The 23,648-nt window shown below is 58.9% G+C and carries 23 protein-coding genes; 16 read left to right on the top strand and 7 right to left on the bottom strand.

What is annotated here, in order from left to right; translation table 11 throughout:
• Nucleotides 1-79: 79 nt before the first annotated feature.
• On the bottom strand, nucleotides 80-1,519 hold the full coding sequence (locus C2E15_RS17225; RefSeq protein ID WP_104958451.1) for a 6-phospho-beta-glucosidase: 1,440 nt from the start codon (nucleotides 1,517-1,519) through the stop codon (nucleotides 80-82).
• Between the two features lie 214 nt (nucleotides 1,520-1,733).
• A complete protein-coding gene (locus C2E15_RS17220) occupies nucleotides 1,734-2,465 on the bottom strand; it encodes a MurR/RpiR family transcriptional regulator (protein WP_104958450.1) in 732 nt (243 codons plus the stop codon).
• A 218-nt stretch (nucleotides 2,466-2,683) separates the two neighbouring features.
• On the opposite strand from C2E15_RS17220, the gene trhA reads away from it, so the two are divergent.
• Nucleotides 2,684-3,343, top strand: coding sequence for a PAQR family membrane homeostasis protein TrhA (trhA, locus tag C2E15_RS17215; RefSeq protein ID WP_104958449.1), 660 nt, complete (start codon nucleotides 2,684-2,686; stop codon nucleotides 3,341-3,343).
• Nucleotides 3,344-3,385: 42 nt separating this feature from the next.
• On the opposite strand, the gene ygfZ is transcribed toward trhA, so the two are convergent.
• On the bottom strand, nucleotides 3,386-4,369 hold the full coding sequence (gene ygfZ / locus C2E15_RS17210) for a tRNA-modifying protein YgfZ (RefSeq protein ID WP_104958448.1): 984 nt from the start codon (nucleotides 4,367-4,369) through the stop codon (nucleotides 3,386-3,388).
• Nucleotides 4,370-4,595: 226 nt separating this feature from the next.
• On the opposite strand from ygfZ, the gene sdhE reads away from it, so the two are divergent.
• Together sdhE and C2E15_RS17200 are read left to right on the top strand one after the other, a co-directional pair.
• A complete protein-coding gene (sdhE, locus tag C2E15_RS17205) occupies nucleotides 4,596-4,874 on the top strand; it encodes an FAD assembly factor SdhE (protein WP_085070265.1) in 279 nt (92 codons plus the stop codon).
• 4 nt (nucleotides 4,875-4,878) lie between these two features.
• On the top strand, nucleotides 4,879-5,259 hold the full coding sequence (locus C2E15_RS17200) for a protein YgfX (RefSeq protein WP_167391893.1): 381 nt from the start codon (nucleotides 4,879-4,881) through the stop codon (nucleotides 5,257-5,259).
• A 16-nt stretch (nucleotides 5,260-5,275) separates the two neighbouring features.
• On the opposite strand, the gene fldB is transcribed toward C2E15_RS17200, so the two are convergent.
• A complete protein-coding gene (gene fldB / locus C2E15_RS17195) occupies nucleotides 5,276-5,794 on the bottom strand; it encodes a flavodoxin FldB (RefSeq protein WP_104959226.1) in 519 nt (172 codons plus the stop codon).
• Nucleotides 5,795-5,901: 107 nt separating this feature from the next.
• On the opposite strand from fldB, the gene xerD reads away from it, so the two are divergent.
• The 6 genes from xerD to C2E15_RS17165 all read left to right on the top strand — a co-directional run bounded on the left by xerD (nucleotide 5,902) and on the right by C2E15_RS17165 (nucleotide 13,354).
• A complete protein-coding gene (gene xerD, locus C2E15_RS17190; RefSeq protein WP_104958446.1) occupies nucleotides 5,902-6,795 on the top strand; it encodes a site-specific tyrosine recombinase XerD in 894 nt (297 codons plus the stop codon).
• 25 nt (nucleotides 6,796-6,820) lie between these two features.
• Nucleotides 6,821-7,525: a bifunctional protein-disulfide isomerase/oxidoreductase DsbC gene (dsbC, locus tag C2E15_RS17185; protein WP_104958445.1), complete on the top strand. Its 705-nt coding sequence runs from the start codon at nucleotides 6,821-6,823 to the stop codon at nucleotides 7,523-7,525.
• Between the two features lie 18 nt (nucleotides 7,526-7,543).
• Nucleotides 7,544-9,262 (top strand): single-stranded-DNA-specific exonuclease RecJ, encoded by a 1,719-nt coding sequence (gene recJ / locus C2E15_RS17180; protein WP_425438018.1) that lies wholly within the window; start codon nucleotides 7,544-7,546, stop codon nucleotides 9,260-9,262.
• A gap of 848 nt (nucleotides 9,263-10,110) precedes the next feature.
• A protein-coding gene (prfB, locus tag C2E15_RS17175; RefSeq protein ID WP_104958443.1) for a peptide chain release factor 2 occupies nucleotides 10,111-11,209 on the top strand; the annotation gives its coding sequence in 2 pieces (ribosomal slippage) (nucleotides 10,111-10,185 and nucleotides 10,187-11,209; 1,098 coding nt in all).
• Between the two features lie 9 nt (nucleotides 11,210-11,218).
• Entirely contained in the window at nucleotides 11,219-12,739 is a 1,521-nt protein-coding gene (gene lysS, locus C2E15_RS17170; protein ID WP_104958442.1) for a lysine--tRNA ligase, read from the top strand.
• Between the two features lie 111 nt (nucleotides 12,740-12,850).
• Nucleotides 12,851-13,354: a cupin domain-containing protein gene (locus tag C2E15_RS17165; protein WP_104958441.1), complete on the top strand. Its 504-nt coding sequence runs from the start codon at nucleotides 12,851-12,853 to the stop codon at nucleotides 13,352-13,354.
• 10 nt (nucleotides 13,355-13,364) lie between these two features.
• Here the strand turns inward: C2E15_RS17165 and C2E15_RS17160 are convergent, their stop codons facing one another.
• Nucleotides 13,365-13,991, bottom strand: a complete 627-nt coding sequence (locus C2E15_RS17160) for a trypsin-like peptidase domain-containing protein (protein ID WP_104958440.1) — start codon at nucleotides 13,989-13,991, stop codon at nucleotides 13,365-13,367.
• Between the two features lie 405 nt (nucleotides 13,992-14,396).
• Here C2E15_RS17160 and C2E15_RS17155 point away from each other — a divergent pair, with 405 nt between their 5' ends.
• On the top strand, nucleotides 14,397-15,560 hold the full coding sequence (locus C2E15_RS17155; RefSeq protein ID WP_104958439.1) for an MFS transporter: 1,164 nt from the start codon (nucleotides 14,397-14,399) through the stop codon (nucleotides 15,558-15,560).
• Here the strand turns inward: C2E15_RS17155 and C2E15_RS17150 are convergent.
• The gene (locus tag C2E15_RS17150; RefSeq protein WP_104958438.1) at nucleotides 15,557-16,477 is read right to left on the bottom strand and encodes a LysR family transcriptional regulator; all 921 of its coding nucleotides are present in this window, start codon (nucleotides 16,475-16,477) and stop codon (nucleotides 15,557-15,559) included. The genes C2E15_RS17155 and C2E15_RS17150 overlap by 4 nt on opposite strands.
• A 113-nt stretch (nucleotides 16,478-16,590) precedes the next feature.
• On the opposite strand from C2E15_RS17150, the gene lysA reads away from it, so the two are divergent.
• On the top strand, nucleotides 16,591-17,841 hold the full coding sequence (gene lysA / locus C2E15_RS17145; protein ID WP_104958437.1) for a diaminopimelate decarboxylase: 1,251 nt from the start codon (nucleotides 16,591-16,593) through the stop codon (nucleotides 17,839-17,841).
• 195 nt (nucleotides 17,842-18,036) lie between these two features.
• Here lysA and C2E15_RS17140 read toward each other — a convergent pair whose 3' ends face one another.
• A complete protein-coding gene (locus tag C2E15_RS17140) occupies nucleotides 18,037-18,345 on the bottom strand; it encodes a PTS lactose/cellobiose transporter subunit IIA (RefSeq protein ID WP_104958436.1) in 309 nt (102 codons plus the stop codon).
• 182 nt (nucleotides 18,346-18,527) lie between these two features.
• On the opposite strand from C2E15_RS17140, the gene C2E15_RS17135 reads away from it, so the two are divergent.
• The 5 genes from C2E15_RS17135 (at nucleotide 18,528) to C2E15_RS17115 (ending at nucleotide 22,931) form a co-directional block, all read left to right on the top strand.
• A complete protein-coding gene (locus tag C2E15_RS17135; RefSeq protein WP_104958435.1) occupies nucleotides 18,528-19,874 on the top strand; it encodes a PTS sugar transporter subunit IIC in 1,347 nt (448 codons plus the stop codon).
• Entirely contained in the window at nucleotides 19,871-21,298 is a 1,428-nt protein-coding gene (locus C2E15_RS17130) for a glycoside hydrolase family 1 protein (protein WP_104958434.1), read from the top strand. Before C2E15_RS17135 ends, C2E15_RS17130 begins: the two co-directional genes overlap by 4 nt.
• A gap of 11 nt (nucleotides 21,299-21,309) precedes the next feature.
• Nucleotides 21,310-21,627, top strand: coding sequence for a PTS sugar transporter subunit IIB (locus C2E15_RS17125; protein WP_104958433.1), 318 nt, complete (start codon nucleotides 21,310-21,312; stop codon nucleotides 21,625-21,627).
• Nucleotides 21,628-21,696: 69 nt separating this feature from the next.
• Entirely contained in the window at nucleotides 21,697-22,470 is a 774-nt protein-coding gene (locus C2E15_RS17120; protein ID WP_104958432.1) for an FCD domain-containing protein, read from the top strand.
• On the top strand, nucleotides 22,467-22,931 hold the full coding sequence (locus tag C2E15_RS17115; protein ID WP_104958431.1) for a GNAT family N-acetyltransferase: 465 nt from the start codon (nucleotides 22,467-22,469) through the stop codon (nucleotides 22,929-22,931). The genes C2E15_RS17120 and C2E15_RS17115 overlap by 4 nt, the downstream gene beginning before the upstream one ends.
• Nucleotides 22,932-23,648: the final 717 nt, after the last annotated feature.

The following is a 23,648-nucleotide window of genomic DNA, read 5'->3' as shown; positions in this document are numbered from 1 at the left end:
GGCCGGACAATGTCCGGCCTTTTATTGTTTTAAGCTAGTCTGTGCTGCGTGCTGCGTGCTGCGTGCTGCGCTAGCCGCTTTACAGCTGTTCGCCGTTGCTGGCGATAACCTGCTGATACCAGGCGAAGCTTTTTTTCTTTGAGCGCGCCATCGTGCCGCTGCCATCATCGTTCTTATCGACATGGATAAAGCCATAGCGTTTATTGTACTGGCCGGTGGTAAACGAGACGCAGTCGATGCAGCCCCATGGCGTATAGCCCATCAGGTCAACGCCATCCTCCAGCACCGCTTTTTTCATCTGCTCGACATGCGCGCGCAGATAATCGATACGGTAATCATCCTCGATAAAACCGTTGGCGTTTGGCTTATCGATCGCGCCGAAGCCGTTCTCCACGATAAACAGCGGTTTCTGATAGCGCTCATACAGCACGTTCAGAGAGTAACGCAGGCCCGCCGGGTCGATCTGCCAGCCCCAGTCCGATGCTTTCACATGCGGGTTCGGCACGCTGCCTTCGAAGCCGGTGATAGAATCGCCCGTTCCCTCGGCGTTGGCCTGCACTGCATTGCTCATGTAGTAGCTGAAACCGACATAGTCACAGCAGCCGTTGCGCAGCGTCTCTTCATCGCCCGCTTCCATCTCGATGTGGTAGCCCTTGCGTGCCCACTCATGCAGCACATAGGCGGGATAGTAGCCGCGCATCTGCACGTCGCTGAAAACGTAGCGGCGGTGCATCGCTTCCTGCGCGAACATGACGTCGTCCGGATGGCAGGAGAACGGATAGACCGGCACCATGGCGATCATACAGCCGATCTGGAAATCGGGGTTAATACGATGGCCCAGCGCCACCACTTTCGCGCTGGCGACGAACTGGTGGTGCATCACCTGATACATGGTCTGCTCAGGCTTTTCATGGTCGGTAAATACCACGCCGGAGCAGCAGTAGCCGAACAGCGGATAGTTCCAGGTGCGCTGGTTGTTGATCTCGTTAAAGGTCATCCAGTATTTCACTTTATGCTGATAGCGGCGCAGCACCACTTCGCTAAAGCGCACAAAGAAATCGACCACTTTACGGTTCAGCCAGCCGCCGTACTGCTTCACCAGATGCCACGGCATTTCAAAGTGGGAGAGGGTGATCACCGGCTCGATACCGTGCTTCAGCAGCTCGTCGAACAGATCGTCATAAAACTGCAGGCCCGCTTCGTTCGGCTCCAGCTCATCGCCGTTGGGGAAAATGCGCGTCCAGGCGATAGAGGTACGAAAACACTTAAAGCCCATTTCAGCGAATAGCGCGATATCTTCTTTATAGCGATGATAAAAATCGACCGCCTCATGGTTAGGATAGTGATAGCCGGGCTGCACACCGTCGGTCATCACGCGGTCGACGCCGTGCGATCCGCCGGAAAGCACGTCGCAGATGCTGATGCCTTTGCCGCCCTGATCCCATCCGCCTTCAACCTGATGCGCGGCAACGGCGCCGCCCCACAGAAAATCTTTCGGTAACTGATGCTGGCTGGTCATAAAGAGATCCTTACTGTTGCAGTAAAAAGCGATCGGGCCGCGAGTTATCACGCTGCGGGCGCCGTGAAAATAAGGGGGGCGCTGCGCAAAAAAGGCGTGAAATAATAACGCGCCGCTGATAAACGTTGTCCGGAGTGTAGCAAAGCGCAGGGGAATGTCACGTTATAACGAAACGTGACAAATGTAATTTGTTACCTGCAGAAAACAGGTTGTTTTATTTTGCCAGGCGGCTGGCGAGTTTACGCCCGATACTTTCGATAATATATAGCGTCGGCACCTGAGTGGTAATATCGAAGCCGCCGTTCATACGAATTAACGGCATATGGCAGGAGATATTAAAATCCGCCAGCTTTGCCAGCGAGCTGCTTTCGCTGTTGGTAATAGTGATGATCTTACAGCGATGCAGGCTGAACTGGCTGGCAAGGCGCAGGATCTCTTCGGTTTCGCCAGAGATGGAAAGAATAATCGCCACCGCGTCCTTATACATATCACTGCTGACGGGATAATAAGGGTCGTCGATATAATTACTGAATTTTCCTACGTTAGAGAAAAAGCGCGCGCCATATTTCCCTAAGGTGCCGGAGGTGCCGGCGCCGACGAAAATAATACGCTGTGCCGCCAGAATATGTTCCACCGCCTGGCTAATTAAATGCTCGAACTCATCATTATTAATGCTTTTAAAAAAGCTCACCATCTCATTGACGCCGTAATTAATCGGGCTCTGCTGTTCCTGCTCCAGATATAATTTAAAGCGGATGCGAAATTCTGAATAACCGTCGCACTGCATTTTGCGGCAGAAGCGCAGCACCGAGGTGGTGGAGACCCCGGCGGCGTCGGCCAGCTCGCGAATGGTCATATACATCACTTTGTCACCGCTTTTGATAACGGTGTTATAAACCTGCATCTCGGTGTCGTTAAGCGTTGAGATTATGCTGTGAGTAAACATGCTGTATCCGCGTCAGTCATTACCGCGCCTACCTTACCAGATTTTGTTTTTTTCGCCGATGCGCGTCGGCGTTACAGGCGGACATAAAATTATTTCAGCTTACAGGTGTACACTGAAAAGGTTCTCGGCTAGTCTGTGAATGCGTAAAAAGTCGGCGCGGCCCGTCGATAAGGATTTCCTTTTTTGCACAATGCATTACGCATTTCAGGAGAATAAATATGGCGAATAAAAGCGTATTAGCTGAGGGATACTCGCTGGCGGAAGAGATTGCCAACAGCATCAGCCACGGCGTGGGCTGCATCTTCGGCATCATTGGACTGGTGCTGCTGCTGAGCCAGGCTATCGATGCTAACGCGGGCACGCTGGCGATTGTTAGCTACAGCCTGTACGGCGGCAGTATGATCCTGCTGTTTCTCGCCTCGACGCTGTACCACGCGATCCCATACCCGCGTGCCAAATTCTGGCTGAAAAAACTGGATCACTGCGCCATCTATCTGTTGATTGCCGGTACCTATACGCCGTTTTTGCTGGTGGGGCTGAAGTCGCCGCTGGCGCATGGCCTGATGGTGGTGATCTGGAGCCTGGCGCTGCTGGGGATTATTTTTAAGCTGGTGTTTATTCACCGTTTTAAGGTGCTGTCGGTCGTAACGTACCTGCTGATGGGCTGGCTGTCGCTGATTGTGATTTACCAGCTGGCGATGAAGCTGGCGCCAGGCGGCGTCTGGCTGCTGGCGGCTGGCGGCATCATCTATTCGTTAGGGGTAATTTTTTATGTGGCGAAACGCATTCCTTACAACCACGCCATCTGGCATGGCTTTGTTCTCGGCGGCAGTATCTGCCACTTTTTAGCCATCTACCTCTATATTCTGAAGCCATAAAAAAGGCGGCCAGCAGGCCGCCTTTTTTGTTTATCTGAACCGCTAGTCCGCCAGCGAGTAGGGCAGCGGCTGAATCGCCAGTTCGCCGCCCTCATCGTGCTGCACGCGCAGCACGCTTTCCGGCTCAAGATCGTTATTCAGTACCGCCTGCACCCAGACATCGCCCGATTCCAGCTGCACGGCGGCCAGAATGGTGCCGGTGCGTCGCCAGTTTTCGCCCATCTTCATCTCCAGCGCATCGCCCGCTTCCGGAACGCGGCCCGCTTTGCCCGCCAGCCAGTAAAGCGCCCGCTTGTTGGCGCCGCGGAACTTGGCGCGCGCCACCATCTCCTGACCGGTATAGCAGCCTTTCTTAAAGCTGATCGCGTCCAGCGCCTGCAGGTTGGTCGCCTGCGGAATCAGCTGGCCACTGGTTTTTTCATCCAGCACCGGCAGGCCCGCTTCAATCTCCAGCGCCAGCCACTGCGCGCTGCTGTTAAGCTGCGCCTCGCCTGCCAACGCCGCTTTCAGCTCGGCGGCTTTTTCCGCTGTGGTCACCAGCAGGAAGCGCTCGGCGGGCGTACCGAACCAGAGCAGCGTCGAATCGCCATCCTGTACCACCGGCGTCTGCGCGTCCGGCAAGGCGGCGAAACGGTTGATCAGCGCCGCCCGGGCCTGAAAGCCCGCCACGCCCAGCAGAACTGGCTGTTCATCAGCGGCGATAGTCACTTTAGAAAAAACGGCGTATTTCTTCAGTTCGTTGATCTGCATATCGCGCACGCTGCGGCGCACCAGGTAGGCGTAGCCTTCGCCGCGATGGAACAGGCGCAGGTTACTCCACATTTTCCCTTTCGCATCGCAGTGCGCGCAGGGAAGATGCTGGTCGGCGGCCAGCGCGGCGACATCCAGCGTCACCTGGCCTTGCAGGTAAGCGGTGCTATCCGCGCCCTGCACGGAAACCAGCGCCCACTCCTCCAGCGAAATCAGCGTCAGCGGCAGTCGGGAGGAGGCAACGGGCTGGCGCGGCGGAAATGTAAAGTCAGGCATAGGGAGATCCTGAAAAGTCAGTGATTAAGGAATAGTGACTTCATATTAAAAGAGCAGTGGGGCTTTGCAACCTGTTTCCGGAAAGGGACGCACGAATCGCGTGATAACCCTGCAACCGATATTGTCACTTTGCGTGCCGGCGCGCAGGGAAAGAATTTGCTTTCAACAGGCCGGAAAAAAAGCGCTACACTAGCCCCCATGTTTGAGCCAAACGATGACGGAACACATGGATATCAACGATAAATCCCGTATTCACTGGGCCTGCCGCCGCGGCATGCTGGAGCTGGATATCGCCATTATGCCCTTCTTTAAATATGAATATGATTCGCTGAGCGACGACGACAAGGCGCTGTTTATTCGCCTGTTGAAAAGTGACGATCCGGATCTGTTCAACTGGCTGATGAACCACGGCGAGCCGGCTGACGCCGAACTGAAACGCATGGTGCAGCTGATCCAGACGCGCAACCAGCAGCGTGGCCCGGAACGTGGCGCGGTGGCAATCTGATCTCTTGCCATCGGCGCGGGCGCAGCAGATAACCTGCCTGCTCTACACTCCGCTGGTCGTTGGGCTGCTGCTGGTGCCCTGGCGGGCAATGCAGGCGCCGTTGATGGGGGCGCTGCTGTTGCTGATCTTCGGCGAGCTGTGGCACCGTCTGCGGCTGCAGCGCCGCTTCAGCGGCCGCCTGACGGCGGAAGAGAGCCGCCTCTGGCGCTGGCGGCAGCAGGATTATCAGGTGGCGCGCCCGCCGTTTATTCTGCCGTTCGGCATCCTCTTTGCGCTGCGCACGCCGCAGGGCAAACGGCTTTCTCTGTGGTTGATGCGCGACAGCATGCCGGAAGCGAACTGGCGCGCGCTGCGTCGCCTGTTAAAAGGGCAGGAGGCAGGCTAAACGCCGCCGACGGTCGTTACAGCAGTGCGGCGGTCTCCGTCAGGATCTGCTCGCACCACTGGGCGATGCGCTCATCGCTCTCCTCGAACTGATTCACATCATCCAGCGCCAGGCCGACAAACTGCGTCCCGTCGGCGGTAAGCGGTTTCGGGCTGGTGAACTCATAGCCTTCAATCGGCCAGTAGCCGACAAACTGAACGCCCATCGGCGCGAGCAGCTCATGCAGCATGCCCAGCGCATCGAGAAACCACTCGCCGTAGCCGAGCTGGTCACCCATGCCATACAGCGCCACCACCTTGCCGCGCAGCTTCAGCGTCGTCAGCTCCTGCCAGACCGCCTCCCAGTCCTCTTGCAGTTCGCCGAAATCCCAGGTCGGAATGCCGAGAATCAGCATATCGTACTGCTCCATCAGCGTCGGTGAGTCATCTTTTAGGTTGTGCAGCGTGACCAGCTCCTCGCCGATAAAATCACGGATTTTCTCGGCGGCCATCTCGGTGTAACAGGTGCTGGAACCGTAAAAAAGGCCAATCTTCATACGGAACATCTACTCATTGAGATCATCAGAGGGGCGCAATTGTATCAGAAGGGCGCCGCTTTCAGGCATAATGCGGTGAAATTCACGGCTTTGCGCGAGGGGAAAAGATGCAGGATAACGATCTTATTGAACAGTTTCTCGATGCGCTGTGGATAGAGCGTAACCTGGCGCAAAACACCCTGACCTCCTATCGCCAGGATCTGCTGTCGCTGAGTGGCTGGCTGGCGCATCATCAGCGCTCTCTGCTGCAGGCGGACGCGGCCGATTTACAGGCTTTTCTTGCCGAGCGCGTCGAGGGCGGCTATAAAGCCACCAGCTCGGCGCGTCTGTTAAGCGCGACGCGGCGGCTGTTTCAATATCTCTATCGTGAAAAGTTGCGCGATGACGATCCCAGCGCGCTGCTCTCGTCGCCCAGGCTGCCGCAGCGTCTGCCGAAAGATCTGTCGGAAGCTCAGGTTGAGCGGCTGCTGCAGGCGCCCAGCGTCGATCAGCCGATCGAGCTGCGTGATAAAGCGATGCTGGAGCTGCTGTACGCCACCGGGCTGCGCGTTTCAGAACTGGTTGGATTGACGATAAGCGACGTCAGCCTGCGCCAGGGCGTAGTCCGCGTGATCGGTAAAGGCAACAAAGAGCGGCTGGTGCCGCTGGGCGAAGAGGCGATACACTGGCTGGAACAGTATATGGAGTATGGCCGCCCGTGGCTGCTGAATGGCCGCGCCATTGACGTGCTGTTTCCCAGCAATCGCGCGCAGCAGATGACCCGACAAACTTTCTGGCACCGCATCAAGCATTATGCCACGCTGGCCGGCATCGACAGCGAGAAGCTGTCGCCGCACGTGCTGCGGCACGCCTTCGCCACGCATCTGTTGAACCACGGCGCGGATTTACGTGTCGTACAGATGCTGCTGGGGCACAGCGATCTCTCCACGACGCAGATTTATACGCATGTCGCCACCGAGCGTCTGCGTCAGTTACATCAACAGCATCATCCGCGCGCCTGAGGCGGCGGAGTAATAAGGGAACAGGATGAAAAAAACTTTTGCCATCGTCGCCTTGCTGGCTGCTTCTGTTGCTGGCGTAGTCCAGGCGGACGACGCCGCGATCCAGCAATCTTTACGCAAGCTGGGTCTGCAGCAGACGGAAATCCAGCCTTCGCCGCTGGCCGGTATGAAAACCGTGCTGTCTGAAAGCGGCGTGCTTTATGTCAGCGAGGACGGAAAGCACTTTATTCAGGGGCCGCTGTACGATGTCAGCGGCGCGCACCCGGTCAACGTCACCAATCAGCAGCTGCAGAAAAAAGTGGATGCGCTAAGCAAAGAGATGATCGTTTATAAGGCGCCGAAAGAGCAGCACGTGATTACCGTGTTCACCGATATTACCTGCGGCTACTGCCGTAAGCTGCATCAGGAGATGGCCGACTACAACGCGTTGGGCATTACCGTGCGCTATCTCGCCTTCCCGCGCGAGGGGATGAACGGGCAAGTGGCGAAGGAGATGAAGTCCATCTGGTGCGCGGCGGATCGCAATAAGGCGTTCGACGCGGCGATGAAAGGCGACGAAGTTTCCCCCATTGACTGCAAAATCGACCTTGAAAAGCACTATCAGCTGGGCATCCTGTTCGGCATTCAGGGCACGCCTGCCATCCTGATGGAAAATGGCATGATGATTCCAGGTTATCAGGGGCCGCAGGAGATGAAACAGCTTCTTGATAAACAAAAAAGCGGTAGCTAATCAGCAGTGAATAAACCGATGCAACTTCGCCGCCGTGAGGCGGCGCCCGATACGGCTTTGCCGACGGATCTTCATCCGCTGCTGCGTCGCCTTTACGCCCAGCGTGGCATAGGCGACGAGCGCGAGCTGGAGCGCGGCGCTAAGTTCCTCCATCCCTGGCAGGGGTTAAGCGGCATGCAGCAGGCGGTTGAGCTGCTGCATCAGGCGCTGCGCGATCAAAAACAGATTATGATCGTCGGCGATTTCGATGCCGATGGCGCCACCAGCACCGCGTTGACCGTGCTGGCGCTGCGTAGTATGGGCGGCCGGCACGTGCAATATCTGGTGCCTAACCGTTTCGATGATGGCTACGGCCTGAGCCCCGAGGTGGTGGAGCAGGCGGCGGCGCGCGGCGCGGAGCTGATCCTGACGGTGGATAACGGCATTTCCTCCCACGCTGGCGTGCTGTGCGCGCACCAGAAAGGGATCCCGGTGCTGGTGACCGATCACCACCTGCCGGGCGAAACGCTGCCTGAAGCGGAAGCGATCGTTAACCCTAATCTTAATGACAGCACCTTTCCGTCACGGGCGCTGGCGGGCGTCGGCGTCGCCTTTTATCTGATGCTGGCGCTGCGGGCGCATTTGCGCGAGCAGGGCTGGTTCGACAGCGGTCTGGCGATCCCGAATCTGGCGGAGCTGCTCGATCTGGTGGCGCTCGGCACGGTGGCAGACGTGGTACCGCTGGATGCCAACAACCGTATTCTGGTCTGGCAGGGCATGAGCCGCATTCGCGCCGGCAAGTGCCGTCCGGGCATTCGCGCGCTGCTGGAGGTAGCGAACCGCGACGCGCGTCAGCTGGCGGCCAGCGATTTGGGCTTCGCGCTTGGGCCGCGCCTGAATGCCGCCGGGCGTCTGGACGATATGTCAGTCGGCGTGGCGCTGCTGCTGACCGAAGATCTGGCGCAGGCACGGATGCTGGCCAGCGAGCTGGACGCGTTAAACCAGACGCGCAAAGAGATTGAGCAGGGGATGCAGGCGGAGGCGCTGGCGCTCTGTAACCAGCTGGAACGCAGCAGCGATGCGCTGCCGCTGGGACTGGCGTTTTACCATCCCGAGTGGCATCAGGGCGTGGTGGGCATTCTGGCCTCCAGGCTGAAAGAGCGTTTTCACCGCCCGGTGATCGCGTTCGCTCCGGCGGGCGACGGTACGCTGAAAGGCTCGGGCCGGTCGGTAGCGGGGCTGCATTTGCGCGATGCGCTTGAGCGTCTTGATACGCTGAATCCGGGGTTAATTCTGAAGTTCGGCGGCCATGCGATGGCGGCCGGTTTGTCGCTTGAAGAGGCGAAGTTCGAGCAGTTCAGCGCGCTGTTTAGCGCGCTGGTCGGCGAGTGGCTGGACGCGGACGCGTTACAGGGCGTGATCTGGTCGGATGGTGAACTGACGGCGCCCGAGCTAACGCTGCCGGTGGCAGAGATGCTACGCGATGCCGGCCCGTGGGGGCAGGCGTTCCCTGAACCGGTGTTCGACGGCAAGTTTAAGCTGTTGCAACAGCGTCTGGTGGGCGAGCGTCATCTGAAAGTGATGGTGGAGCCGTTAGGCGGCGGGCCTTTGCTGGACGGCATCGCATTTAATGTCGATACGCGTCTTTGGCCGGATGCCAGCGTGCGTCATGTTGAGCTGGCCTATAAGCTGGATGTGAATGAGTTTCGCGGCAACCGCAGCGCGCAGCTGCTGATCGAACATATCTGGCCGCTGTAGGTTAGGGTTATCTGGTTAACACCGTCCTGCGCCGAACGGTTGAAAGCTGGGCGGCGAGGGTGGGTCAAACCGCTCTGTGCCGGTCGCAAAAGGGGCAGGCCGTTCGGCGGGATGGCATAAACCCATCCCTGGGGCCTCCGCCCGCGCCTTCCCTGGCGCGGGAGGCCCGCCTCATCGTCCTGTCCCTCTTACTCCCCCTCAATTGCGCTGACATAACCTGACCAGGTTACATTCCATCGGTTTAATCCGCGTTAATAATGGAAATCCGGCACTGAACTGGATGATTTCAGTACGGTAAACGATTTGCCTGACAGCAGGTCGGTAAAGTCTTTGCACTTGTCAGGACGGCGAACCATTTGCGTGATATCAGGACGGCGAAGCATTTGCACAATGTCAGGGAGGTGGCGGGCAGGCCGCGAAGTAAAGCCTCCGCGTCAGGGATGAAGCGGCGGAGTCTCCAGGGATGGATTGACGACGTCTTTACGTAGCGGCCTGCCCGCCGCCGACCGAAAGTGAGCAACGTAAACTCTGCGCCCGCCGTCCGAACGCGAACGCCTTAACCACCGCGCCCGCCGTCCGAACGTGAACGCCTTAACCACCGCGCCCGCCGTGCGAACGTGAACCCCTTAACCACCGCGTCCGCCGTGCGAACGCGAACACCTTAACCACCGCGCCCGCCGTCCGAACGCGAACGCCTTAACCACCGCGCCCGCTGTCCGAATGTGAACCCCTTAAACCCCGCGCCCGCTACACCTGCACAAACCGCCGGACAAAACTACAATCTCCTCGCCTTTTCGGTTAAACTGCCCGGTCATATCCATAGACACTTCCTAAAAGATTCGAAAGCCATGTTTGAAATTAATCCGGTCAAAAACCGTATTCAGGACCTCACTGAGCGCAGCGACGTTCTTAGGGGGTATCTTTGACTACGATGCCAAGAAAGAACGCCTCGAAGAAGTAAACGCCGAGCTGGAACAGCCGGACGTCTGGAACGAACCTGAACGCGCCCAGGCGCTGGGCAAAGAACGTTCCGCGCTGGAAGCCGTGGTCGAAACCCTCGATCAGATGAGCCAGGGCCTCGACGACGTCAACGGCCTGCTGGATCTGGCCGTTGAAGCGGAAGATGAAGAAACCTTCAACGAAGCCGTCGCCGAACTGGACGAGCTGGAGAAAAAACTGGGCGAACTGGAATTCCGCCGCATGTTCTCCGGCGAATATGACAGCGCCGACTGCTACATTGACCTGCAGGCGGGATCCGGCGGCACCGAAGCGCAGGATTGGGCCAGCATGCTGCTGCGTATGTACCTGCGCTGGGCGGAAGACAAAGGCTTTAAAACCGAAGTCATTGAAGTCTCCGACGGCGAAGTGGCGGGCATCAAATCCGCGACCATCCGCATCTCCGGCGACTACGCCTTCGGCTGGCTGCGTACCGAAACCGGCGTACATCGCCTGGTGCGTAAAAGCCCGTTCGACTCCGGCGGCCGTCGTCACACCTCGTTCAGCTCCGCCTTCGTCTACCCGGAAGTGGATGACGACATCGATATCGAAATCAACCCGGCGGACCTGCGCATCGACGTCTACCGCGCATCCGGCGCGGGCGGTCAGCACGTTAACCGTACCGAATCGGCCGTGCGTATCACCCACATTCCGACCGGCACCGTCACCCAGTGTCAGAATGACCGCTCCCAGCATAAAAACAAAGACCAGGCCATGAAGCAGATGAAAGCCAAGCTTTATGAACTGGAAATGCAAAAGAAAAATGCTGAGAAACAGGCGCTGGAAGACAACAAATCTGATATCGGCTGGGGCAGCCAGATCCGCTCTTACGTGCTGGATGATTCACGCATCAAAGATCTGCGCACCGGCGTGGAAACGCGCAACACGCAGGCAGTGCTGGACGGCGATCTGGATCGCTTCATTGAAGCAAGTTTGAAAGCAGGGCTATAAGGAACCGACATGTCTGAACAACAACCGCAGGGCGCTGATGCCGCGCTTGAACTTAATAACGAACTGAAAGCGCGTCGTGAAAAGCTCAGCGCGCTGCGTGAACATGGCGTGGCGTTCCCGAACGATTTCCGCCGCGACAGCATCTCCGAACAGCTGCACGCGCAGTATGACGAGAAAAGCAACGAAGAGCTGGAAGCGCTGAACATCGAAGTCAGCGTGGCGGGCCGAATGATGACGCGCCGCATTATGGGCAAAGCGTCATTCGTTACGCTGCAGGACGTCGGCGGCCGCATCCAGCTTTACGTGGCGCGCGATGACCTGGCGGAAGGCATTTATAACGAACAGTTTAAAAAGTGGGACCTCGGCGACATCCTCGGCGCGCGCGGCAAGCTGTTCAAAACCAAAACCGGCGAACTCTCTATCCACTGCACCGAACTGCGCCTGCTGACGAAAGCGCTGCGTCCGCTGCCGGATAAATTCCACGGCCTCGCCGATCAGGAAACGCGCTATCGTCAGCGCTACCTCGATCTGATCGCCAACGAAGAGTCGCGCAAGACCTTCCGCATTCGCTCCCAGATCATGGCCGGCATTCGCCAGTTCATGGTGGGCCGCGACTTTATGGAAGTAGAAACCCCGATGATGCAGGTGATCCCGGGCGGCGCCTCCGCGCGTCCGTTCATTACCCATCATAACGCCCTCGACATCGATATGTACCTGCGTATCGCGCCGGAACTCTATCTGAAACGTCTGGTAGTGGGCGGTTTCGATCGCGTTTTCGAAATCAACCGCAACTTCCGTAACGAAGGCATCTCGCCGCGCCATAATCCTGAGTTCACCATGATGGAACTCTATATGGCCTACGCGGATTATAAAGATCTGATCGAGCTGACCGAAAGCCTGTTCCGCACCCTGGCGCAGCAGGTGCTGGGTACCACCGAAGTGCCTTACGGCGACCAGGTGTTCGATTTCGGCAAGCCGTTCGCTAAGCTGACGATGAAAGAAGCGATTCAGAAATACCGTCCGGAAACCAACCTGGCCGATCTGGATGACTTCGACAAAGCAGTCGCCATCGCGCGTTCGCTGGGCATCAAAGTAGAGAAAAGCTGGGGCCTGGGCCGCGTCGTCACTGAGATCTTCGAAGAGACGGCAGAAAGCCATCTGATCCAGCCGACCTTCATCACCGAATATCCGGCGGAAGTCTCCCCGCTGGCGCGCCGCAACGACACCAACCCGGAAATCACCGACCGCTTTGAATTCTTTATCGGCGGTCGTGAAATCGGCAACGGCTTCTCCGAGCTGAACGATGCGGAAGATCAGGCCGATCGTTTCCGTCAGCAGGTGGAAGCGAAAGATGCCGGCGACGACGAAGCGATGTTCTTCGATGAAGATTACGTTACCGCGCTGGAGCATGGTCTGCCGCCGACCGCAGGTCTGGGCATTGGTATCGACCGCATGGTAATGCTGTTCACCAACAGCCATACCATCCGCGACGTGATCCTCTTCCCGGCGCTGCGTCCGTCCGGCAAGTAAGGCTGACGGCAGTGTGAAAAGGGACGCCACGGCGTCCCTTTTTTATTTCCGCCTTGAGATACGCTTGCTCCTTTGCCAGGCTGAAAATCTGGTTCATCAGGAGCAAAGGCTATGACCTCATCTTCCCGTCCGCAATGCATCGGCCGCTGGCAAACGCTGGAGGAGCCCGATAAGGCGCACTATCGCGGCAGCGATGAACATATGGGCATCGGCGCGCCGCTGGGCCGCGCGCTCGGTCTGACGCGCATCGGCATCCATCATGAGCGCCTGCCGCCAGGCCGCCGCCTCTCTTACCCGCACGCCGAAAGCGCCGAAGAGGAGTTCGTCTATGTGCTGGAAGGGCAGCCTCATCTCTGGCTCAATGGCGAGCTGCACCCGCTGACGCCGGGCGACGCGGTGGCATTTCCGGCCGGTACCGGCATCTGCCACACCTTTATCAACAACAGCGCAGAAGAGGTCAGGCTGCTGGTGGTGGGGGAGGCGAACAAAGCGGAAAACCGTATCTACTATCCGCTCAATCCCGACTATGCTGCCACCCGCGCCGACCGCTGGATCGAGCCGCCGGCGCAGCCGCTCGGCACCCACGACGGACTGCCGGACGCGCAGCGTAAATAACGCCGGCGTATCAGGATTTGATTTCCGCCTGCAGCCAGCTTTCGAAACGCGCGTAAGGGATATAAAGCGCCACGTTTTTATATAGCGTGCCGCCGCTGCGCTTATCATTAATCTCGCGGCTGTAGCCGACGATCACCCCGGCGAGCGTATCGTCTGAGACGTTATAGACCGCGCCGCCGGACATTCCCTGCACCACGCCCGCATTAGAGGCGACGGCCACGCAGCTCGCTTTGTTCCAGCGGTTTTGCAGTTGGGTGTTCAGCAGATTGGTGCCGGAGGAGGCCACCGGCATCGCGGTATAAAAACTGTAGCCATAAAGCGCGATGCGATCGCCCATAAAGCCGTTGCGAAAGCGCGGCGGCAGGTTTTGCTCATCATTCTTGTGATAAACGATGGCCAGATCGCACTCGGGGTGCCACGCCTTCACTTTATAGAGCGAGAGTTTCGCGACGTGGGCGGCGGTCAGGCTATATTCCGGCGTCAGCGGAATGGTGGTGCCCAGCGTGCCTAAACCTAATACCGTGGGAATGCCGGTCACTGTCATATCGACGCGCTTCTGCGCCTCGCGACTGTATTCATAATGACCCACCGAACAGCCGGTCAGGCTCAAAACCAGCAGGGCCAATATCTTGCGCATCGCACCTCTCCGTTCTGGATTAATAAGCTTGGCTCATACCTGAATAGATATCGGCAGTTGCCCGCTTTACTTTAACCGCTGAGTTAACGGCCATTTGCTGCGGTATGCCGGCGCGGCGTGCGACGAGACGGCAGCGTTGCGCCATTTTTTATCATGAATCGTTAAGCAGCGGTAAAGGAACCCTCCTAAAAGGAATCCTGACAACGGCAGGAGAAATGGCGGCAGATTGTTGCGCCACGCGCAATATTCCCTTGCGCCAGCTGGGGTGTTTGTCGTGATAACACTGTGTTTTAATAGCCGCCGCGACGCCACACCTCTAAGGCAGCACCACAAGGCGTCGTCCAATCCGCTGCCCGACAGCGGCCTGCCTGGAGTCTGCAATCATCGTTTTTTTGGGAGAGTGTTATGCCTGTTTCACTACTGGCTCTGGCGCTGAGTGCGTTTGCAATCGGCACCACCGAGTTCGTTATTATGGGATTATTGCCGGAGGTGGCGGGCGACCTGCGCGTTTCTATTCCTTCCGCCGGCTGGCTGATCAGCGGCTATGCGCTGGGCGTGGCGATCGGCGCGCCGGTTATGGCGTTGCTGACCGCACGCCTGCCGCGTAAACGCACGCTGATCTTGCTGATGTCGATTTTTATTATCGGCAATGTGCTGTGCGCGCTGGCCTACAGCTACAACCTGCTGATGCTGGCGCGCATTGTGACCGCGCTCTGTCACGGCGCCTTCTTCGGTATTGGTTCAGTGGTGGCCGCCAGCCTGGTAGCGCCTAACCGCCAGGCTTCCGCCGTGGCGCTGATGTTTACCGGCCTGACGCTGGCGAACGTGCTGGGCGTACCGCTCGGTACCTGGTTCGGTCAGCTGTTCGGCTGGCGCGCCACCTTCTGGGGTGTGGCGGTAATTGGCGTGCTGGCGTTTATCGCCCTGATCGTGAGCCTGCCGACCAACAAAGATGAAAAGCCGGTGCATCTCGCCAGCGAAATCAGCGCACTGGCGAACGGCAAGCTCTGGCTGTCGCTGCTGATGACCGTCTGCTTCGCGGCGGCGATGTTCGCCCTGTTCAGCTATATTGCGCCGCTGCTGCTGCAGGTCACCGGCATCAGCAACCGCGGCGTCAGCTGGACGCTGTTCCTGATCGGCGCCGGGCTGACGGTGGGCAATATCATCGGCGGCAAGCTGGCGGACTGGAAAGTGTCGTTCAGCCTGATCCTCAGCTTCGCGCTGATTGCGTTGTTCTCGCTGGCCTTTAGCTGGACCAGCCACGCCCTCTGGCTGGCTGAAATCACCCTGTTCCTGTGGGCGATGGCGACCTTCGCCACCGTGCCGGGCCTGCAAATCAATGTGGTACGCCACGGCAAAGAGGCGCCGAACCTGGTCTCAACGCTGAACATCTCCGCGTTTAACGTTGGCAACGCGCTGGGCGCATGGGTCGGCGGCGCGGTTATCGATGGCGGCTACGGCCTGACCGCCGTGCCGGTGGCCGCCGCGGTACTGGCCGCGCTGGGGCTGATTGTCTGCCTGATCACCTTCCGCCGCACCGGCGGCCAGACGCAGACCGCGCGTGCTTAATCCAGCTGCGCGTTGAGGCGCGGCGCGAACTGCGCCGCCGCCTGCTGCAAATGCTCGCTGAAGGCGGTAACCAGCGCTGAAGCCGGGCGATGCAGCGGGCGGATCAGGCTCACTGTAAAGGGCACCTCAACGCTGAAGCGCCGCATCACCACCCCGCTGGCGGCATAATCAAGCGCCGTCAGCGGATTCACCACGGAAATGCCCACCCCCGCGCGTACCATCGCGCAGACCGACGCCGCGCTGTGCGTCTCCATGACCATTCTGCGCTGCACCCCCTGCTCATGAAACAACGCGTCCAATAGCTGACGATAGCTGTCGGAACGCGAAAGGCTGATATAACGCTCACCGGCAAAGTCCTGCGGCGTCAGAATGCGCCGCGCCGCCAGCGGATGCTGCGCGGGCAGTACGCACACCTCGTTCAGCGTCAGCAGTTCGATGCGCTCGGTGCCGGCGGGCGTGACGTGAGTTTCCGTCAGGCCCAGGTCATGGCGCTGTGCCGAGAGCCACTCTTCCAGCAGCGGGGACTCCTGCGGAATAATGTTCAGGCTGAGATCGGGGTAGCGCTGCAAAAACGGCTGACAGAGCGGCGGCAGCAGCGACTGCGAAAATACCGGCAGGCAGGCGATAGAGAGTTCGCCCTGGCGGAACTGCCGCAGCCCCTCCGCCGCGCTGATAATGCGATCAAGCCCGTACCAGGAGCGCTGCACCTCTTCAAACAGCCGCAGCCCCTGCACCGTGGGATGCAACCGTCCGCGTACCCGCTCAAACAGACGCAGGCCGGTCAGCTTTTCAAAGCGCGCCAGCTCGCGACTGACGGTGGGCTGAGAGGTATGCAGCAGCCCGGCGGCGGCGGTCAGGTTGCCGCTGGTCATCACCGCATGAAAAATTTCGATATGCCGATGGGTAATGTTCGCCATCGCCGCCTCCCTTGCCAAAAGCCATATCATATTTGCATAGACTCTGCAGAAACAGATATTTTTCAGTCGAAAAAGGCTGTGGCGTAATAGGGCAAAGCTTAAGGAGAACCGCCATGCCACGTCCGCTCAATAACCCCGACAGCGCCCTGAATGCCGCCAATCTGTTAACGCTGACCCAGCGCTACGCCGGGCCGTTCTGGGCCTACGACGCCGATATTATTCGCGATCGCATCGCGCAGCTGCGGCAGTTTGACGTGGTGCGCTTCGCGCAGAAGGCCTGCTCCAATATTCATATTCTGCGCCTGATGCGCGAGGCGGGCGTAAAGGTCGATTCAGTATCGCTGGGCGAGATCGAGCGCGCGCTGGCCGCAGGCTTTGAGGCGGGCGGCGACGAGATTGTCTTCACTGCCGATCTGCTGGATGAGCCGACGCTGGCGCGCGTGGCGGAACTGCGTATTCCGGTCAACGCCGGTTCGGTGGATATGCTGCATCAGCTCGGCGCGCGCTCGCAGGGACATCCGGTCTGGCTGCGCGTCAACCCCGGCTTCGGCCACGGCCACAGCCAGAAAACCAATACCGGCGGTGAAAACAGCAAGCATGGCATCTGGCATGGCGACCTGTCGCAGGCGCTGCAGGCGATTAAACAGCACGGCCTGACGCTGGTGGGCATCCATATGCATATCGGCTCGGGGGTGGATTACGCACACCTGGAGCAGGTCTGCGAAGCGATGGTCAGCCAGGCGATCGCACTGGATCAGGATATTCAGGCGATCTCCGCCGGCGGCGGCCTTTCGATCCCCTATCGCTATGGTGAAGAAGCGATCGATACGCAGCACTACTACAGCCTGTGGCACCGCGCCCGCGAGCGCATTGCCGCGCACCTGGGCCATCCGGTGAAGCTGGAGATCGAGCCGGGCCGCTTCCTGACGGCGGAAGCGGGCGTGCTGGTGGCGCAGGTGCGCGCGGTAAAAAACATGGGCAGCCGCCACTTCGCGCTGGTGGATGCCGGCTTCAGCGATCTGATGCGTCCCGCGATGTACGGCAGCTATCACCATATTTCACTGTTGACCGCCGATAACGACGCCGCCGCGCGTGCGCTGCGCGAAACGGTGGTGGCGGGGCCGCTGTGTGAATCGGGCGATGTCTTTACCCAGCTGGAAGGAGGCAAGGTGGAAACCCGTCAGCTTCCGGCCATGACGCCGGGCGATTATCTGGTGTTCCACGATACCGGCGCCTATGGCGCGTCGATGTCCTCGAACTACAACAGCCGCCCGTTGATCCCGGAAGTGCTGTTTGATGGCGGCGAGGCGCGCGAGATCCGCCGCCAGCAGACCATTCAGGAGCTGCTGGCGCTGGAGATGTAACCCCGGCTCGCTCTGCGGCGGGGCGGCGGTGGAGCCTCTGCGCCGGTCCGCCGCCGCGCGTCTGTTCACCGACTGGCTTACTGCGCGCCCATTCACCGTCGAAGCCGCCTGTTCGCCAGCTTAGATCCTGCGTTTATTAGCGAAGCCGTCTCTTCAACGGCTTAAGCATTGGCGCGCCGCGCTACAGGCACCCCGTCACGCCAGCAGCTCTTTACGCAACAGCACGATCTCTTCCGCCAGATCCCGGCACAGCATCGCATTCATCAGATGATCCTGCGCATGCACCAGGATCAGCGTCACCGGCAGCTTGCCTTCCCCTTCATCCGCGCCGATAAGCTGCGTCTGAATATGGTGCGCCGCTTTTGACGCCTCCGCCGAAGCGGCCAGCGCCGCATCCGCCTCCGGCCACTGACGTTTGCGCGCCAGCTGGATCGCGCTCATCGCGTGGGAACGGGCTTCACCCGCGTTAATCAGTAACTCCATGACGGTCTGTTCAAAATCCATACTCACCTCTGTTATTGGTATACCGGATTTGGGTTAATCATCATATTGGAATACCAAATGAGCGAACTGCGCTGACGCTCACAGAAAAAAAGCCGCATTCGGTTAATTTTGGTATGCCATATCAGGGAAAGGTAGGGTTACAACAGCGGGATGCATGCTCACTTACCCTGAGGTATCTGCTTATGTCTCTACAGGACCGACTGATTGATGCGCTGGGCAGTTTCGCCACGCGCTTTAACAGCTACCGCTATATCATGGCGATCAAAGCCTCCTTCATTACTCTGATGCCGGTGATTATCGTCGGCGCCTTTTCGGTATTAATCTCCAATATGGTGCTGGATGCGAAGAACGGCCTCGCCAGTTTTCCCGCACTCGCTTTCCTCGCCGATCTCAAGCCCATCACCACCAGTATCAACTACGCCACGCTAAGCTTCCTGAATATCGGCGCGGTATTTCTGATCGGCATTGAGCTGGGGCGCATCAACGGCATTAAAACGCTGTTTCCCGGCCTGCTGGCAATCATCTGCTTTATTGCGGTAACGCTGACCACGCTGCAAATGATGGTCGACGGGCAGATGCATCTGGTGACTGACGTGCTGGCGAAGCAGTTCTCCGATACCAAGAGCCTGTTTCTCGGCATGTTTATCGCCATTCTGTCGGTAGAGATCTACTGTCGGCTGGAGAACGTCGAACGGCTGAAGATCAAAATGCCCGATACTGTGCCGCCGAACGTCTCCGCCTCGTTTTCCGCGCTGATCCCGGCGATCATTACCGTATCAGCCATCGCCACCTTCGGTTTTGTCTTCCATCAGGTGAGCGGCATGTACCTGTACGATGCAGTTTATCGTGTGGTGCAGCAGCCGCTGGAGTCGGTGGTGCAAAGCCTGTGGGGCATTCTGCTGCTGATGTTCGTGGCGCAGCTGTTCTGGGTGATTGGTATTCACGGCAATCAGATGATCAAGCCGATCCGCGAGCCGCTGCTGCTGGGGGCGATCCTGGTGAATATGAACGCCTTCGAGCAGGGCAAAGAGGTGCCGAACATCATCACTATGCCGTTCTGGGATGTCTATATGAGTATCGGCGGCTCGGGGCTGACTATCGGCCTGCTGACGGCGGTGATGCTGGCGACCAGGCGCAAAGAGATGCGCGAGATCGCCAAGCTCTCTTTCGGGCCGGGGCTGTTCAATATCAACGAGCCGGTGATCTTCGGCATGCCGATCATGCTGAATCCGATCCTCGCCATTCCTTTCATTATTACCCCGCTGGTAACCGGCACCATCGGCTACTTTGCCACGCTGACCGGCTTTGCCGGCAGGGCGGTAGTGATGGTGCCCTGGACCACGCCGCCGATCGTGAATGCCTGGCTGTCAACCGCCGGCTCGATGGGCGCGGTGGTGACGCAGCTGGTCTGTATCGTTGTGGCGGTGCTGATCTATTTGCCGTTTGTGAAAATTGCCGCGCGCCGCGCCGAAGCCGCCGAGGCGAAAGCGCGGCATCCGGATCTGGCCAGTCTTAAGGAGCCGTCATGAGTAAGGTTACCCTCGCGATCCCGCCTGATTTTATCCTTGGCGCGGCCGCTTCCGCCTGGCAAACCGAAGGCTGGCACGGCAAGAAGGCGGGGCAGGATTCTTATCTCGATGCCTGGTATCAGCAGGATCGTCAGGCCTGGCATAACGGCTATGGCCCGGCGGTGGCGACCGATTTTATCAACCGCTATCGCGAAGATGTGGCGCTAATGAAAGCCTGCGGGCTGACGCACTACCGCACCTCGATCAACTGGTCGCGCTTCCTGCTGGATTACGAAACCGCCGAAGTGGATGAAGATTACGCGCGTTATTACGACGCATTGCTGGATGAAATGCGCGCCAACGATATCGAGCCAATGCTCTGCCTGGAGCATTACGAGTTGCCGGCGGTGCTGTTGGAAAAATATGGCGGCTGGGGGTCGCCCGTGGTGGTCGATCTGTTTTTGCGCTACGCGGAGAAGGTGTTTGCGCGCTACGCCGGCAAGGTCAGGCGCTGGTTCGTGTTTAACGAGCCGATTGTGGTGCAAACCCGCGTATACCTGGATGCGCTGCGCTGGCCTGGTCATCAGAGTACGTCAACCTGGATGCAGTGGAATCACCATAAAAATCTGGCGACCGCGCGTGTCGTGAGGCTGTTCCGCGATTGTGGCTATACAGGGAGCGTCGGGACGATTTTGAACCCGGAGGTGACCTGGGCGCGCTCCGATGCGCCGCACGACCGGCGGGCAGCGGAGATCTACGATCTGTTCTACAACCGGGTGTTTCTCGATCCGGCGATCAAGGGCGAATATCCGGCAGCGTTGCTGCAGCTGCTGGCGCAGCATCAGGTGGCGTGGCACTACAGCGAAGCGGATCTGGCGCTGATCGCCGAAAACCGCGTCGATGAGGTGGGGCTGAATCTCTATTACCCGCACCGGGTGAAGGCGCCGTCGCGCGCCTGGCATCCGGAGACGCCTTTTCACCCCGCTTATTACTACGAGCCTTTTGAGCGACCGGGCCGTCGCATGAACCGCTCGCGCGGCTGGGAGATTGCGCCGCGTATTGTGGCGGCGATGGCGCACAGGATGCGCGACGAGTATGACAATTTCCCGTGGTTTATCGCCGAAAACGGCATGGGCATTGAAAACGAAGCGCAGTTCAGGGATGCGTCGGGCGAGATTCAGGACGATTACCGTATCGAATTTATCGCTGAACATCTGTATGAGGCGCTGCGCGCGCGCGAAGCGGGGATTAACTGTCAGGGTTATATGCTGTGGTCGTTTACCGATAATGTGTCGCCGATGAATGCGTTTAAAAATCGCTACGGCCTGATTGAGATCGATTTAGCCAACCAGCGCCAGCGGCGGATGAAGAAATCGGCCCACTGGTATCGTCAGCTACGAGACCGCCGTCAGCTTACCCTGACGCTGGATGATGAAGCGAAATAAGGAGTGCCAACGTGAAACGTATTGTTCTCGCCTGCGCTGCAGGCATGTCCACCTCGATGGTGGTGACGCGCATGGAAAAAGAGGCGGCGGCGCGCGGCCTGCGCTATCAAATCTACGCGATCCCGGAGCAAAATCTGCGCGAGGAACTGGAAAACTATCCGGGCGAGATCGCCGTAGTGCTGCTGGGGCCACAGGTGCGCTTTAAGCTGGAGCAGAATAAGACGCTGACCGACAGCGCGCAGATCCCGATTGCGGTGATCGATTCGCTGGCCTACGGCACGCTAAACGGTGCAAAAGTACTCGATCAGGCGCTGGCTTTGATAAACTAGCGGGATATCGTCGTCTGCTATCGCACGAGGGCGCGGGCAGCGGGTCGTCAACGTGTAAAGGGTAATCAAGTGGATAAGGGCGCATCGCCGCAAGAGAGAAAGCAGTATCAGGAAATTGGCGAGCATTTGCGTCAGCAGATCGTGGCGGGGCTTTATCCGGTCGGCTCGCGTTTGCCGCCGGAGCGCAATCTGGCGGAGACCTGGGGCGTGAGCCGCACCATTGTGCGCGAGGCGCTGCTGATGCTGGAGCTGGAGGGGACGGTGGATATTCGTCAGGGCTCCGGCGTTTACGTGATGCGCATTCCCAGCGAGGCGAGCGACGAGGAGGAGGCTTTTTTCCGCAGCGACGTCGGCCCGTTCGAGATGCTGCAGGCGCGTCAGCTGCTGGAGAGTAATATTGCCGCTTTCGCTGCGCGCATGGCGACCAAAGCGGATATTGAGAACCTGCGCCGTACGCTGGAGCAGGAGCAGCGCGCGATTGCGTTGAATGATACCACTCAGGATAACGATCGGCTGTTTCATCTGCTGCTGGCGGGTGCAACGCAGAATCAGATGCTGATGGATACGGTGAAGAGTATCTGGCGGCATCATGAGAATAATCCGCTGTGGCAGCAGCTGCGCACGCATATTGAGACGCGCAGCTATCGGCTGAAGTGGCTGAGCGATCATCAAACGATTCTGGCGGCGCTGCGGCGGCGCGATGTGATGGGCGCATGGCAGGGGATGTGGCAGCATCTGGAGAATGTGAAAAATACATTGATGGAGCTGTCGGATGCCGATGCGCCCGATTTTGACGGCTATCTTTTTGAATCAGTGCCGATTTTTCAGGGGAAACTGGTATGAGCCGCTGGCGTATTGTGCCGCTGAACGAGGCGCCGCAGCATAAGTCGTTGCTGGTGGAATGGCTGTGGCGCGCTTTTGGTGATGCGCAGAGTCGGGCGTTTTTCGCCAGCGTCGTGGAGAGCAGCCTGCGTGGCGCTGATTTTCCGCAGACGTTTGTGGCGCTGGAGGGCGATCGTGCGGTTGGCACGGTGGGTGTTTGGCGTTGCGATCTGATTAGCCGGCAGGATCTTTTTCCGTGGCTGGCGGCGCTGTACGTGGATGAAAGCGCGCGTGGCAGCGGCTTAAGCGCCGCGCTGCAGGATCATGCTGAGGTTTGGTGCCGCGCTCGCGGCTTTGAGGATCTGTACCTGTACGCGTTGTGCGCCGATTATTACGAGCGTTTCGGCTGGCGTTATATCGGCGACGCGCTGGATTATCCTGATACGGTGGTGCGCCTTTACCATAAGTCGCTGCGGGGCTGAGTTTACGCCAGCGGGTGTCGTGCGACGGCGGGCGGGCGTTTACGGTGGCTGTTTCCGTTCAGCGGCGGGCGGGCGTTTACGGTGGCTGTTTCCGTGCGACGGCGGGCGGGCATTTACGGTGGCTGTTTCCGTGCGACGGCGGGCGGGCGTTTACGGTGGCGGGTGCCGTACGGCGGCGGGCGGGTGTTTACGGTGGCTGAGCCCGTGCCCGTGCGGCGGCGGACGGGTGTTACGGTGGCTGAGCCCGTTCAGCGGTGGGCAGGCGCTGCGTAAAGACGTCGTCAATCCCTCCCTGGAGACTCCGCCGCGTCATCCCTGACGCGGAGGCTTTACTACGCGCCTGCCCACCGCCTCACTGGCTTCAGTGTCTGTTTGTTGCCGCCGCCTCACTGGCTTCAGTGTCTGTTTGTTGCCGCCGCCTCACTGGCTTCAGTGTCTGTTTGTTGCCGCCGCCTCACTGGCTCCAGTGTTTGTTTGTTGCCGCCGCCTCACTGGCTTCAGTGTCTGTTTGTTGCCGCCGCCTCACTGGCTCCAGTGTCTGTTTGTTGCCGCCGCTTCACTGGCTTCAGTGTTTGTTTGCCGCCGCCGCCTCACTGGCTCCAGTGTCTGTTTGTTGCTGCCGCCTCACTGGCTTCAGTGTCTGTTTGTTGCTGCCGCCTCACTGGCTTCAGTGTCTGTTTGTTGCCGCCGCTTCACTGGCTTCAGTGTCTGTTTGTT

The organism is Mixta gaviniae, from assembly GCF_002953195.1.
GTDB lineage: Bacteria > Pseudomonadota > Gammaproteobacteria > Enterobacterales > Enterobacteriaceae > Mixta > Mixta gaviniae.
The sequence above is the reverse complement of the archived record's forward strand: the minus strand, read 5'-3'. Positions and strand labels throughout refer to the sequence as shown.

Coding starts and splice junctions, on each gene's coding strand:
- dsbC (WP_104958445.1), top strand. CDS start 6,821: ATGAAAAAAACTTTTGCCATCGTCGCCTTGCTGGCTGCTTCTGTTGCT.
- xerD (WP_104958446.1), top strand. CDS start 5,902: ATGCAGGATAACGATCTTATTGAACAGTTTCTCGATGCGCTGTGGATA.
- C2E15_RS17160 (WP_104958440.1), bottom strand. CDS start 13,991: ATGCGCAAGATATTGGCCCTGCTGGTTTTGAGCCTGACCGGCTGTTCG.
- C2E15_RS17150 (WP_104958438.1), bottom strand. CDS start 16,477: ATGGCGAACATTACCCATCGGCATATCGAAATTTTTCATGCGGTGATG.
- C2E15_RS17135 (WP_104958435.1), top strand. CDS start 18,528: ATGTCTCTACAGGACCGACTGATTGATGCGCTGGGCAGTTTCGCCACG.
- C2E15_RS17225 (WP_104958451.1), bottom strand. CDS start 1,519: ATGACCAGCCAGCATCAGTTACCGAAAGATTTTCTGTGGGGCGGCGCC.
- fldB (WP_104959226.1), bottom strand. CDS start 5,794: ATGAAGATTGGCCTTTTTTACGGTTCCAGCACCTGTTACACCGAGATG.
- lysA (WP_104958437.1), top strand. CDS start 16,591: ATGCCACGTCCGCTCAATAACCCCGACAGCGCCCTGAATGCCGCCAAT.
- trhA (WP_104958449.1), top strand. CDS start 2,684: ATGGCGAATAAAAGCGTATTAGCTGAGGGATACTCGCTGGCGGAAGAG.
- C2E15_RS17165 (WP_104958441.1), top strand. CDS start 12,851: ATGACCTCATCTTCCCGTCCGCAATGCATCGGCCGCTGGCAAACGCTG.
- C2E15_RS17115 (WP_104958431.1), top strand. CDS start 22,467: ATGAGCCGCTGGCGTATTGTGCCGCTGAACGAGGCGCCGCAGCATAAG.
- sdhE (WP_085070265.1), top strand. CDS start 4,596: ATGGATATCAACGATAAATCCCGTATTCACTGGGCCTGCCGCCGCGGC.
- C2E15_RS17155 (WP_104958439.1), top strand. CDS start 14,397: ATGCCTGTTTCACTACTGGCTCTGGCGCTGAGTGCGTTTGCAATCGGC.
- recJ (WP_425438018.1), top strand. CDS start 7,544: ATGCAACTTCGCCGCCGTGAGGCGGCGCCCGATACGGCTTTGCCGACG.
- C2E15_RS17220 (WP_104958450.1), bottom strand. CDS start 2,465: ATGTTTACTCACAGCATAATCTCAACGCTTAACGACACCGAGATGCAG.
- ygfZ (WP_104958448.1), bottom strand. CDS start 4,369: ATGCCTGACTTTACATTTCCGCCGCGCCAGCCCGTTGCCTCCTCCCGA.
- C2E15_RS17130 (WP_104958434.1), top strand. CDS start 19,871: ATGAGTAAGGTTACCCTCGCGATCCCGCCTGATTTTATCCTTGGCGCG.
- C2E15_RS17140 (WP_104958436.1), bottom strand. CDS start 18,345: ATGGATTTTGAACAGACCGTCATGGAGTTACTGATTAACGCGGGTGAA.
- lysS (WP_104958442.1), top strand. CDS start 11,219: ATGTCTGAACAACAACCGCAGGGCGCTGATGCCGCGCTTGAACTTAAT.